Source organism: Salaquimonas pukyongi, assembly GCF_001953055.1.
GTDB classification, from domain to species: domain Bacteria; phylum Pseudomonadota; class Alphaproteobacteria; order Rhizobiales; family Rhizobiaceae; genus Salaquimonas; species Salaquimonas pukyongi.
This window is the reverse complement of sequence record NZ_CP019044.1, coordinates 2,469,343-2,482,313: the sequence shown is the minus strand read 5'-3', so window position 1 is coordinate 2,482,313 and position 12,971 is coordinate 2,469,343. Positions and strand designations below refer to the sequence as shown.

At 56.3% G+C, this 12,971-nt stretch carries 12 protein-coding genes; all 12 read left to right on the top strand.

Annotated features, from left to right (window positions below; all coding sequences use genetic code 11):
• The first annotated feature begins 39 nt into the window (after positions 1-39).
• The 12 genes from BVL55_RS11855 (at position 40) to flhA (ending at position 12,761) form a co-directional block, all read left to right on the top strand.
• On the top strand, positions 40-1,239 hold the full coding sequence (locus tag BVL55_RS11855) for a MotB family protein (protein WP_075997071.1): 1,200 nt from the start codon (positions 40-42) through the stop codon (positions 1,237-1,239).
• Between the two features lie 2 nt (positions 1,240-1,241).
• Positions 1,242-2,612 (top strand): hypothetical protein, encoded by a 1,371-nt coding sequence (locus BVL55_RS11850; protein ID WP_075997070.1) that lies wholly within the window; start codon positions 1,242-1,244, stop codon positions 2,610-2,612.
• On the top strand, positions 2,609-4,003 hold the full coding sequence (locus tag BVL55_RS11845) for a hypothetical protein (RefSeq protein WP_075997069.1): 1,395 nt from the start codon (positions 2,609-2,611) through the stop codon (positions 4,001-4,003). The genes BVL55_RS11850 and BVL55_RS11845 overlap by 4 nt, the downstream gene beginning before the upstream one ends.
• A 419-nt stretch (positions 4,004-4,422) precedes the next feature.
• Positions 4,423-5,166: a response regulator transcription factor gene (locus tag BVL55_RS11840; protein ID WP_075997068.1), complete on the top strand. Its 744-nt coding sequence runs from the start codon at positions 4,423-4,425 to the stop codon at positions 5,164-5,166.
• An 88-nt stretch (positions 5,167-5,254) separates the two neighbouring features.
• The gene (locus BVL55_RS11835; RefSeq protein WP_075997067.1) at positions 5,255-6,511 is read left to right on the top strand and encodes a flagellar hook protein FlgE; all 1,257 of its coding nucleotides are present in this window, start codon (positions 5,255-5,257) and stop codon (positions 6,509-6,511) included.
• Between the two features lie 9 nt (positions 6,512-6,520).
• Entirely contained in the window at positions 6,521-7,981 is a 1,461-nt protein-coding gene (gene flgK / locus BVL55_RS11830) for a flagellar hook-associated protein FlgK (protein ID WP_075997066.1), read from the top strand.
• A 7-nt stretch (positions 7,982-7,988) separates the two neighbouring features.
• A complete protein-coding gene (locus BVL55_RS11825; protein WP_075997065.1) occupies positions 7,989-9,038 on the top strand; it encodes a flagellar hook-associated family protein in 1,050 nt (349 codons plus the stop codon).
• Positions 9,039-9,048: 10 nt separating this feature from the next.
• Positions 9,049-9,405 carry a flagellar biosynthesis regulator FlaF gene (locus tag BVL55_RS11820; RefSeq protein ID WP_075997064.1) on the top strand — a complete coding sequence of 119 codons (357 nt, stop codon included), beginning with the start codon at positions 9,049-9,051 and terminating at the stop codon, positions 9,403-9,405.
• Positions 9,402-9,851, top strand: coding sequence for a flagellar biosynthesis repressor FlbT (gene flbT, locus BVL55_RS11815; protein ID WP_075997063.1), 450 nt, complete (start codon positions 9,402-9,404; stop codon positions 9,849-9,851). The genes BVL55_RS11820 and flbT overlap by 4 nt, the downstream gene beginning before the upstream one ends.
• Positions 9,852-9,874: 23 nt before the next feature.
• A complete protein-coding gene (gene flgD, locus BVL55_RS11810; protein WP_244530500.1) occupies positions 9,875-10,285 on the top strand; it encodes a flagellar hook assembly protein FlgD in 411 nt (136 codons plus the stop codon).
• A 48-nt stretch (positions 10,286-10,333) separates the two neighbouring features.
• Complete coding sequence (locus tag BVL55_RS11805) at positions 10,334-10,600, top strand: flagellar biosynthetic protein FliQ (RefSeq protein ID WP_075997062.1); 267 nt, start codon at positions 10,334-10,336, stop codon at positions 10,598-10,600.
• Positions 10,601-10,646: 46 nt separating this feature from the next.
• Positions 10,647-12,761: a flagellar biosynthesis protein FlhA gene (gene flhA / locus BVL55_RS11800; protein WP_075997061.1), complete on the top strand. Its 2,115-nt coding sequence runs from the start codon at positions 10,647-10,649 to the stop codon at positions 12,759-12,761.
• Positions 12,762-12,971 lie beyond the last annotated feature (210 nt).

Genomic DNA, 12,971 nt, shown 5'->3' with positions numbered 1-12,971 from the left:
CAATTGGTTTTGTGAAAGCGATATTGCCAGGAGGATCGCATGAAGGAAGATGAGATGGCCCATGGCGAGATCATCATCATTCGGCGCGGCCATGGCGATCATGACGACCATCACGGCGGCGTGTGGAAGATTGCCTTTGCCGACTTCATGACGGCAATGATGGCCTTCTTTCTTGTCATGTGGCTGATCAATGCATCCAACGAGGAAACCAAGAAGGCCGTTGCCAGCTATTTCAACCCGGTCAAGCTGATGGATACGACCACCAATCCGCGGGGTGTGAAGAATCCGAAATATGGTGACATCACGCAGGATGAGGACATCGAGTCCGATACGACAACGATTACATCCAATCGAAGCCCCACCGAGGAAGGCGAGCAGAAGCCGGTTTCAAAATATGAGGAACAGGCAATCTTCGTCGATCCGTTTTCACTGATATCGGATATTGCCGGCGGGATTGGCGATGACACCAGCAAGCCGGAAGCGATTGCCGACGGCAAGAAGTCCGCTTCCAACGCCAAGGGGCTGTCGGATGGCAAATCCTTTCAGGACCCGTTTGACCCGACCGCCTGGAATCTGAAATTCGGTGATTCTGAAAACACCGGAGAAGGGGCGGTGCCCCAGCCATTTCCCAAGGAGGCCGAGGAGCAGGTTACCACGCCAGCCGGCGAAGAGGCGGTAAAGCCGCAATCTGCAGAGAAATTGCAGGCCGAAGCAGCAGAGGGTGGGGGAGAGGAAACTCAGAACGTTTCTGATGCGGATGCGGAGAAAACCGCCGATGCCAATCAGAAAATCGCAGAGGATATTCGTTCAGCGCTGGAAAACCAGCAGCCGGTGGATGGCGAAAAACTTCCCTTTGAAGTGGAAAACATGGCGGACGGAACGATCAAGGTCGCCCTCATGGAGGGAAAGTCTGCCCTGATGTTTTCAGTTGGTTCGGCAAAGCCGACAAAGGCGATGATCATGGCGTTACGCGATGTGGCAAACACAATTTCCGGTTCCGGGAAGAATGTATCGATCCTGGGGCACACCGATGGTCGGCCCTATCGCGGCAAGGACTACGACAATTGGCGCCTGTCTACTGCCCGTGCGCACATGGCGAGGTATGTGCTGATTGATGGCGGATTATCCGATGAACGGTTTGAACGCATTGAGGGGCATGCCGACCGCACGCTCAAGTTTCCCGATAACCCGTTTGCTTCCGGCAACCGGCGCATCGAATTGATTTTGCGGAGCAAGTAACCGTGGCGCTGTTTCGACCCGCAACTGTTTTTCCAGTCCTGCTTGCCATGCTGGTCGCTACAGCGCTGCCACAAGATGCTGCAGCCGCTGGTGCCAAAGACGGTTCTCACGGCGCGGCGGAGCATGCACAAGCTGAAGGGGAGCGTGCAGAAGGCGCGGAAGAAAGCGAACAAAAACCGCAACGGCGGCAACTTTCCTATCAGCCTTTGCCGATAGAAGGTATTCAGCCCTGGGTTCTGTTGCGCGATTTGCAGCTTCTTCAGGATACGCTGGTCAACGGCAAAGCCAGCGCACTGGAACAGTACCGCCAGGAAATTCTGGTTGTTGGCGCCCGCATGAAGCGGGCCGACTGGTCGGTGTGGAACAACCAGCGAAATCTTGATGCAGCCGCTGTCTTTGTGCTGATCGGCGGCGATCCACTGGTTGCTGAAATCGCGCTGAAGGCAACGACGTTGTCGGAGGGCGATACCTTGCCGTTGAGGATAGCCAAGGCATATGCCGACAAGGACATGAAGGCAGCGGAGCGGTTTTTTTCCGGTTTCTCGCCGCTTGATTATCCACCCTCCATGCGCGGGCAATTTGCTTTCGCTGCTTCCATTGTCGTGGGGAATGCCGACATGGCAAAGGCCGAGAAATTGCTGAATACGTCGCGGCGGCTAGCGGTTGGAACCCTGATTGAAGAGACCGCATTGCGGCGTCTGGTTCAGATTGCCGGCATGAAAAAGGATGCCCGCCAGCTCAGCCGCGTGGTGAGAAATTACAATGAGCGCTTTTCGAACTCGCCCTATTTCGGCGATTTTGTCCGGGTTTTCTACCAGTCATCCTTGTTGATCACCGAGCAGGATTTCCCTTTGATCGAGCCGCAATTGCGCGAAGTGATCACCAGGCTGAGCCCTGAAAAACAGCTAAAGGTCGTCTCGCTGATTGCGCAGAAAGCGGTTGGTCTTGGCAGGTTACCCCTTGCGCGCTGGGCAGCCGACACGGGACTTGCGTTGACGGCTTCCAATAGCGCGGTCGAGCACCGGCTCAATCTTTACCGAGCGGCAGCTTTATTGCCGAACCGCGAAACCATGGATGAAGCCAAGATGCTGCTTGGTGGCATTTCGCGTGAAAAGCTTGACCACAACCATATTCGCCTTCTCGACGCTGTCACCGAACTGGCCGGCAGGCTGGGTTTCGATTTTCAGCAACGCGAAGAGGCACCGCGTATCAAAACCGCAATGCTGGGCCGGATGGCAGGCAAGCAGATGGCAGATGCACAGACGAAAGAAGGCATAGCGGACGAAGTTGCCACTGAAAGCCAGAAGGTCATTGCACGCCGAGATGCGTTGTTTGAACAGCTGAATGAACTGGAACCCGTGGAGTTGAAATGAACACTGCCAATTTCATCAGCGGTTTGTTGAATGCTGCCGGGCTGAAGGAGCGGCTGGTAGAGCATGGCGGAAAAGCCAAGCTTCATTTGCCCGAGTTTCCGGCGAACGATCTTCCGAAAGCAGCTTCCGAGCCCGCAAGCAACACCTCGTCAGGGCAAACTGATGACTTGACCGACGGTTGGGATATCGAAATCGTGCCTGTTGGCCATGAAGTAGATCCCGACGCGGCGCAGGCCGGCGAAAAAACGGCTGATATTTTCGATGTGGGTGCGGGGGCGTTGCCGCTGGATTCGATCGAACCGGAAGAACCGGAAGCTGCCGGGTCCTTTGTAGTGGAAAATAAAATGGTAGAGGACGCTTCCGATGTTGCCTCCGGCACGCATACAGAAACTCTGCAGTCATCTGCCCCGGAGGATGAAGCCGCCTTCCAGGCCGCGCCGGTGGCGGCTGAAGTCCCGATGGAACAACAAGCAGCGCAGATTGTCATGCCGGCCCATGCGTCAGTTGCCGGTTCGCCGGCAGGAGCAGGTGAAACCGGGTTTGCAAAGGCTGCGAGTGCGGAAGTGCGTCCCTTGCACGCCAGCCTGAATGCCGCCCATACAGGCATTGACGTTCGCTCCCGGCCAGTGAAATCCGCTGATGCGGGGAGCATGCAGCGTGCGTCATCGACTTCTGAATTCCGGCCGCTTGTCAGTGTCACCGAATTTAGAATGTCTGCCGGAAGAGCTGACTATCCGCAGAATTTCTCAGCCAAACTCTCAAACCAATTGGACATGTTGCGTCCGGCATTTCAATCCGTGACGGGCAGGGAGGGTTCGATCCGGGCAGGCGAGGCTGGCGGACAGACGGCTGCACTGTCGTTCGCAAATGCGGTGACCGCGACAGTACCTCAGGCCCAGCAATCGGTACAAACCGCACTCATCAGTCTTGCCAGGGAGAATACTAGCACTACTCCCCTTGCAAGAACGATGGAGCTGTCCCTGGTCCCGCGCAGCCTGGGCGAAATAAAGGTCCATATGGTGCGCAGCGCAAGCCGTATCGATGTAGAGATCATTACAAACAGCGCCTCGGCGACCCAGGCGATGGAAACGGCCAAGGCCGATATTGTCAAAGGCTATTTGCTGATCGGAATCCAGCCGGAGGAAGTCAATATCAGGATTACCGAAAGCCGTGAGGCTGTGCATACTGCTCTGGCGCCAGGTTCCGAACAGGACCGCAACGGCCAGGGCCCTGCACGAAATGGTCCTGGCTCCACAATGAGCGAACAGCCCTCACATGGCCGGCAGGAACGCGAGCCGGCAAGCCGGGATGACAGCGATGATCCACACGAGTCAACCGGAAGCGAAAGGCGGCCGGATGGCGGGGTAATGGGGAAGGTCCAGTACTTCTGAAGCAGATCCGAATTCGCTTCGACATGCCTGCCGCTGCCGGGAAATTCAGTCAGCCAGATGACAGTTCAGTGCCCTGGAGACCGCCAAAGGGGCAGGGCGATTTTAGCGGGATGGCTTTATAAACCAGTTATATTACCCTTGGTAAAACCCGGAGATAATTGAAGAAAGTTAACAGCAAAACGGCCTCTGTTTTTCTTGTGGATAACGATATTGGCAGCCGATTGACCACGGCCGCTGGCGGGTAAACGCCACGTGCCAGTTCTGCCTACTAGTAAGAAATCACCTATTGTAAAGTTAAAGATTTGAGAAAATCTCTATAGCTCTAGATAAAATATGTAATAAATCACGTATTGGTCGATATGTGCCTGCGCTTTTAATCCTTTGTTTACGGGGAAACAGAGTGATTCGGAGGGCGGGCGATGATCATCTTTTCAGAGTCTCGACAGATTGTAGTTGAAAGTTACCGCAAGCAGTTTGAGCGGGTCGGAGAGCTTCTTGTGCAGATGCAGGGAGACGACCTGATTGAATGGCTGACCTTGTCCGGCAAGGATGAGGTATCAGCGGTGGAAGCGGTATTGATCGGCGACGGCGAAAAGGATCTCGAACACGTCACTGCCATCAGGCACCGGCTTGAAGTGCCGGTTATCGCTCTACTCGACAATCGCAATCTTCAGGATCTTGTCAGCCTGTATCACGCCGGTGCCGACGACGTGGTTTGCAAGCCGGCTCACTGTGAAGAGCTGATGGTGCGCATTGCCGCAATCAAGAAACGTATTCTTCGCGTCCCCAACGAAATGCTGGGTCAGCACGCTGGCGGCTGTTCGGAGGGGCAGGACAGAATTACCATCTTCTTCGATGGTGCCGATCCCATGATCAATGGCGAGCCTTTGAGCCTGCCGCGGCGCGAGCGCCGGATACTCGAATATCTTGCGAGCGTTAACGGGCGCCGTGTGACGAAAGCGCAACTCTTCAGCGCGATATACGGCCTGTTCGACGACCATATCGATGAGAATGTGATCGAGAGCCACATCTCCAAGCTGCGGAAAAAGCTCCGCGAGGCGCTGGGCCGCGATCCGATCGATTCAAAGCGCTATCTCGGCTACCAGCTCGACCGGCAATTCGTGACGATGGTCAACGACAGACCGATGGCCTTGAGTGCCTGAGGATGCGGGATTGCAGGCCTGCGGTCAGTTTCAGGCAAGATTCAATTCCTAACATCGTTCCATCCAAGGCAAAATTACGGGGACTCCCATGAGCTTGTACGGAATGATGAGAACCAGCGTTTCCGGAATGACGGTTCAGGCGGACCGGCTTTCCACCGTAGCTGACAACATCGCAAATGCCGGTACCACCGGCTACAAGCGCACCTCCATCGAGTTCAGTACACAGGTGCTCGACAACGCCACGGCGAGTTATGAATCGGGCAGCGTTCAAAGCGTTTCGCGTGCGGCGATCAGCCAGCAGGGCGCGCTTCGCGGAACCAATTCGGCAACGGATCTTGCAATCAGCGGTGAAGGGTTCTTCATCGTTCAGGATGAAAGCCAGGAATTTTACCTGACCCGAGCAGGCTCGTTCAATACCGATGAAAACGGCAATCTGCTCAACGCGGCAGGGTATGCCCTGATGGGTTACGACATTGCCAACCAGACCAGCGCTCCGGTTGCCAACGGGTTTGCCGGCCTTGAGCAGATCAATGTTTCGACTCTAGCCCTGACTGCGGTTGCCAGTACGCAGGCGGAAATGGTGCCGAACCTTCCGGCCGGTGCAACTGTTGTGGCGCCGGGGGATCTGCCGTCAGCCAATACCGCCACCGCAGAATTTTCCGGCAAGACCTCATTGCTGGCCTATGACAGCCTGGGCAACGAAAAAACCATCGATGTCTATTTTGCCAAAACGGCGCCTGAGACCTGGGAAGTCACAGTCTATGACAAGGATGCCTCCACCAATGGCGGGTTTCCCTACTCTTCAGGCCCGCTTGCCCAGGAGACGCTGGATTTTGATCCTGCCAACGGTTACCTGCTGGGCAGTTCGCCAAGCACTTTGACCGTACCGTTCGCGCCGCCGGCGCAATTGGAGCTCGACCTGACCGGCATCAGCCAGCTTGGCACCGGCTATTCCGTGCCGACTGCCAATGTTGACGGCAATTCGCCTGCTGCAGTCGAGCGCATGGAAATTGACGGTAACGGCATTGTCTACGGCATCTACCAGAACGGATATGCAGAACCGCTTTATCAAATTCCTCTGGCCTCGGTGCCCAGTGCCGACAATCTCAGGGCGCTTCCCGGCAATGCCTATGCGGCCACCATTGAATCGGGCGACGTGCTTGTTGGCCTTCCCGAGCAGCCCGGCTTCGGCAGCCTGGTTTCCGGTGCTGTGGAGGAATCCAATGTCGATATGGCGACCGAATTGACGATCATGATCGAATCGCAACGCAGCTACACAGCCAATTCCAAGGTGTTTCAGACCGGATCAGACCTGATGGATGTGCTGATTTCGCTGAAACGTTAATGAGCCGCCATGACCCTAACTGATGCGCTAAGGACTGCAACGCATTCGCTCAACACCAGTTCGAACGTGTTGTCGACCGTTTCGCGCAACATCACAGGGGTCAACAATCCGGACTATGTAAGACGCGATCCGCGAGTCTATTCCGACACGCTGTTTTCATCACGGGTACAGGTGGCCCGGGAAGTCAACACTTCGATTTTCAGGGCATCGCTGTCGGCTGGTGCCAATCTCTCGCGGTCCGGCGTCATCCAGGCTGGCGTGGATCAACTGACCCAGTTGCAGGGTGGCGAAGGTTTTGCCAACACGGCGGCATCATCCCTGCAGCAGCTCAAGCAGAGTCTGGAACTGGCGGCAGCAAATCCGTCGAACGAAATGCTGTTGTCGCAAGCGGTATTAGGCGCGCGGGGCTTCGCCGGTACGATCAATCACAACTATGAGGGCGTTCTGCGCCTGCGCCAGGAAGCCGATGCTGCAATCTCCGATGGCGTTTCGCGACTTACCGAACTTTTGAGCCGGTTTGAGGAAGCAAACGATACCATCGTCAAAGCGGCCGCGGCAGGCCAGGATGCGTTTGACAGCGAGGACACACGCGACACGCTTATTGGCGAGATTTCCGAATTGATCGGGGTTTCCGTCCTGCGGCGCGAAAACAACGACATGATGCTGGTAGCGTCGAACGGGGCTGTCCTGTTTGACCGCAGGCCCAGGGAAGTAAGCTTCGAGCCGATTCCGCTCTATGGGCCCAACACCACCGGCAATGCGGTGCTGGTCGATGGCGTTCCCATTGCCGGCAACAACTCCCTGCCCATTCATTCGGGCAGCCTGGTAGGGCAGATGGAGTTGCGTGACACCATTCTTGTGCAACAGCAGGACCAGATGGACGAGATCGCCCGTGCTGCCATTGAGCTGTTTGCGGAAACGGATCAGACCGGGGGTGGCAAGCCGCTGCTGGCCGGGCTGTTTACCTGGAGCGGCGGCCCGGCAGTGCCGGCATCAGGCGTGATTGAACCAGGCATTGCATTGAGCCTCGTCGTCAACCCGCTCGTGGATCCCGCAGCAGGAGGCGATGTTCGTTTGCTGCGTGATGGCGGCATCAACGGCGATGCGGATTACATTTCCAATACCGGCAATGCGGCAGGCTATGCCGACCGGTTGTTCGAACTTTCCATGGCGTTGGATAGGCAGGTTTCCTTCGACCTGCAGGCGGGCCTCGGCGCCAGCCTGAGTTTGGCTTCCTTTGCATCGGGTTCGCTGGACAGCCTGCAGCAATACCGTCAGGAAATCAGCGACAAGGTTGCCTATCAGCGTGATCTTGCCTCGCACATCAAGGAGACCCTTCAGGAGGATTCAGGCCCCAATCTCGATTATGAGATGGCGGCGCTGCTACAGGTCGAACGCGCCTATCAGGCGTCTGCCAAGGTGATGAACACGGTAGACAAGCTGCTGGCGCAGTTGTTGCAGGCGGTGTGAGGCAGCAATGAAGCTTGGGCAGATCAGCACCTACGCACTCCATCACAGCCTGCAATCGCGCACGCAGTCGGTGCAGCAGCAGCTTAACGTGGCCAATCAGGAAATGCTCTCCGGGCGTGTTTCCGATATCGGCAAGAGTCTGGGCGGGCAAACCTCGCAATATGTCGACATGGAATCCCAGATCGGATTTCTCGATCAGATCGGGACGCTCAATGGCCTTCTCGGCAACCGCCTTACGGGTATGCAGACCGCCATGGGAAGCATGGTCGATGCCACGAACGGCTTCATGGAAAACGTATCGGCCGCGCTTGGCGGCAACATCGAACGTGCGACGCTTAAAGCCATCGGTGAACAGCTCACCGGCAGCATGGTTCAGGCGATGAATACCAGCTTCAACGGCGAGTTCGTGTTTTCCGGCATCAACACCGACCAGAAGGCACTGATTGATTTCGCCGGCACGGAAGGGGCGGCGGCGCGCTCAATGGTGGAAACCGCCTTCCAGACCCATTTCGGATTTGCGGCGACGGACCCGCTGGCTGAAAACATCACCAAAGCGCAGATGGAGGCATTTATCGACGGCCCTTATGCCAGTCTTTTCGATGATGCGAACTGGAGTACGGTTTGGAGCGGGGCTGCCGACCGAGGCATGCGGTCGCGCATTTCCCAGCGCGAGATCGTTGAAAATCCGGTGACGGCAAATGCACAGGGCTTTCGCACTGCCGTTTCGGCTGCCGTGCTCGTTGAGGTGTTTTCCGATACGGCGATTGGCGATGGAGCATTGCAAGGCGTTGCAGACCGCGGTTTCAAGCTGGCCGCTGAAAGCGTCGCCGACCTTGCGGTTTCACAGGGAAACCTCGGTGTCATGGAACAAAGGGTCGATGACGCCAAGGAGCGCCTCTCCCTGCAAAAGGATGTGCTGACCACACATGTGGAAGAACTGGTGGGCATAGACGCCTATGAAGCGGCCACCCGCATCAACCAGCTTATGATCAGTCTTGAAGCTTCATACGCAGCAACATCGCGCCTCCAGGCGCTTTCGCTGATCAATTACCTGTAAGGCCGCGGTTATGCTCAATCATGCTTACATGGATACGCTGGAAGACGATCAGCAGGATGCCCGCGCACGCGAGCAGGAAATCTTTGCTGAAGCAATCCGGCTGATCGATGAATCCATCGCAAACCCGGGCAACCCTGCCGCAAGGGCTACAGCGATACACCATAACGTCCGGATGTGGAGTTTCTTCATGGAAGATCTTGCCCAGCCGGACAACGATTGCAGCAAGGAATTCAAGGCCGGGTTCATCTCGGTCGGAATTTTCGTGCTGAAACATCTGCAATCCATGCGATCGCAGGCTGACGTAGAATTTGGCATCGTCAGGGAAGTCAACGAAACCATGTTAAAAGGTTTGGGTGGGCCAAAATGAAAATTTTCCTCAGAGCGAATGAACGCATCTTCATCAACGGGGCTGTCTTGCGGGTCGACCGCAAGGTCTCACTGGAACTGATGAACGATGCCACCTTCCTGCTCGAGAACCATGTTCTCCAGCAGGAGGACGCGACAACCCCCCTGAAGCAGCTCTATTACGTCGTACAGCTCATGCTCATGGACCCGTCGGTATCCGAGGACGCACGGGTGCTATTCAAGGACATGGTGAAAGGCTTGCTGGACAGCCTTGAAAACCGCGAACTGGTTGAGGGGGTAAAGGCGGTGGATATCGAAGTTTCCACCGGAAAGAATTTCCAGGCACTGAAGACGCTGCGCGGCCTGTTCGATATCGAGGCCGATGTCCTCGACTCGCCTTCGGTGGGCGCTGCAAAGTTTGCTGCCTTTGCGCAGGCACAAGGCACCGAAAAGGGAATTCAGGAATAATCCTTCCAGGAGAGGAAAGAAACGTGGCCAATATCCCGCCCGTGGTTTCGTCCGGTGACAATGCGCACCTGATCTCGAAAACCGACAACAATTCGAAGACGGCAGACTATGATGCCTTCTTGAGCCTGCTGGTTGCGCAGCTCAAAAACCAGGATCCGACCAATCCGTCTGATCCTGCACAGTTCCTGTCGCAACTGGCATCTTTCTCCAGCGTTGAGCAGCAGATCAAAACCAATGAACATCTGACCTCGATGCTTTCCATGGGAAATGCGGGTGAAGCGGTACAGTTGATCGGCGCGACCGTCGCTTCGGCCGATGGCAGCACAGAAGGCGTGGTTGCCTCGGTCACGCTGAACAACAGTGGCGTGATTGCCAATCTTGAAGACGGAAGCACGGTGCAGATGGGCGAAGGCGCGCGCATTCTGTCACGATAAGCTGACGACCAGCCGGCCCTGGCCGGCACTAGCAAACGGGGAACAACAATGAACGAGGCAGAAGCGCTGGAACTGGTGCAGTTTGCCTTCAGCGTTCTGATCAAGTCTGCTGCGCCCATGATCATCACCGCGATGGTTGTCGGTACGCTGATCGCTTTGCTGCAGGCGCTGACCCAGGTTCAGGAAATGACCCTGACCTTCATTCCCAAGATCGTTGCCGTGCTGGTGGTTGCCTCTTTCACGGCACCCTACATGGCTGCCCAGTTCGGCTTGCTGGCCAGGCTCACTTATGACCGCATCTCGACCGGTTTCTGACCGATGTTCCGGGGCAAAGAGATGACAGAAGCAAGGTAAGTCGGGCATGTCGAGTTCAGCAAACCCATCAGCAGTATCTTCTCCGGTTGATCCGATTTCCAAACACAGCCGGGATGTGATCTTTGCGATCGGTATCCTGGTAATACTTGCCATTCTGTTTTTACCGATTCCGCCGGCGTTGATCGATATAGGGCTTGCTTTTTCCATTGCCCTGTCGGTCCTTATCCTGATGGTGGGATTGTGGATTCAGCAGCCGCTCAACTTCTCATCCTTTCCGACGATCCTGCTGATAGCCACCATGTTGCGCCTGTCGCTCAACATTTCGACAACCCGGTTGATCCTGTCCAACGGTCATTTGGGGGAGCGTGCCGCCGGCGATATCATCAGCGGCTTCTCAAAATTCGTCATGGGCGGCGATTTCGTCATCGGGGTTATCGTCTTCATCATCCTGGTAACGGTCAATTTCGTGGTTATTACCAAGGGTGCGACGCGCATCGCCGAGGTTGGCGCACGCTTCACGCTGGACGCAATACCCGGCAAGCAGATGGCAATCGACGCCGACCTTTCTGCGGGCCTGCTGGATGAAAAGGAAGCGCAGAAACGCCGCCGTGAACTGGAAGAAGAGAGCTCCTTCTTCGGTTCAATGGATGGTGCCTCAAAGTTTGTGCGCGGGGATGCAATTGCCGGCTTGATCATTACCGCCGTCAACATTTTTGGCGGCATCATCATCGGCGTGCTGCGGCATGACATGAGTGTTGGCGAGGCGGCAGATGTGTTCACCCGCCTGTCGGTGGGGGATGGGCTGGTTTCGCAAATCCCGGCGTTGATCGTGTCGCTTGCCGCCGGCCTGCTGGTCTCCAAGGGCGGCACGCGCGGCTCGGCCGATCAGGCGGTTATTTCCCAGCTTGCCGGCTACCCCAAGGCACTGGTGGTTGCAGCCGGCCTGCTTGCCTTCCTAAGCCTGACGCCGGGCCTGCCGTTCTTTCCGTTCATCCTGCTGGCCATTGCGATGGCCTCGGTCGCCTACATCATCCCCGTCAGAAAAGGACAGCGGGAACGCGCTGCCAAGGAGGCCGATGAAGCAAGGGTTCTTGAGCAGGCAGAACTGGATGCCGACTCGATCCAGACCTCGATGGAAGTCGCCGCGCTGGAATTGTCCGTCGGCAAGCAGCTTGGCCTGAAGGTTCTGGTCGACAATCAGGAGATGGGCTACCGCATCTCCCGGATGCGCAAGAAATTTGCCAGCGAGTACGGCTTCGTCATTCCGGAGGTGAAGGTGCGTGAGGACCTGAGCCTTCCGCCCAGAAGCTATCAGATCAGCCTGTTTGGAACGTCGGTCGCCCAGCACAAGGTGAGCCTGACGGATGTCATGATCATTACCGGCAAGCCGGAAGAGATACCTTATGAGGCAGAGTCGGTCAGGGAACCGGCATTTGGCGGTACGGCCTGGCTGGTGCCCGATATCTATGCTGCCGAACTGAAACTGCAGGGCTTCCAGGTCATTGATCCGATGTCCCAGGTTCTGACTCATCTGAGCGAAGTGGTGCGGAACAATCTCGACCATTTGTTCTCCTACAAGGACATGCGTCAGCTCATGGACGGGCTGGACCGCGAATATGCCAAACTCGTCGAAGAGATCACGCCGTCGCATCTTTCCTTTTCCGGCTTGCAGGCAGTCTTCAAGATGCTTCTGGCGGAGCGGGTGTCGGTCCGAAATGTCACGAAAGTACTGGAGGCAGTCGCGGAGATTGCTCCGTATTGCAAGCGCGGCGAACAGATTGCCGAGCATGTACGCATGCGCCTTGCCCAGCAAATCTGCGGCACGGTTTCCCAGAACGGGCAATTGAAGGTTCTTCGTATGGGCGCCCATTGGGATGAAGCCTTCAACAAGGCCCTGCAAAAGGACGCCAGAGGCGAACTGATGGAGTTCCAGATGCCCAGTGAGGAGCTGGAGCGCTTCGGCCTCAATGCCAAGAAAAAGATCAAGGAATTGTTTGACCAGGGGCACCAGTTCGCCGTCGCCACAACGCCGGAGTCACGCAAATATGTGCGCATGATCATCGAGCGGCTGTTTCCCTCGCAGCCGGTAATCTCCAATCTGGAAATCGCCGGCGGCATCGATATCGAGGTGCTTGGCGAAATCGGCGATGGAGCAGCTTAGGGTCAGGACCCATTAGTTGACACGAAATGATTGGAGCAGATTTGTGCGGGGATTAGGAGCAAGGCGGCAGGTAACCTGCCTGGTTTGCAACGCTTTGCGACGCGATCATCCGTGCAAATCTGCCCAAACTGAAAGACGCTCCGTTTTGAAGGCGAACTACATCGTCAAAGCTTGTCACCGGGGGATAAACCCCGCTTTTCAAGCTTTTCC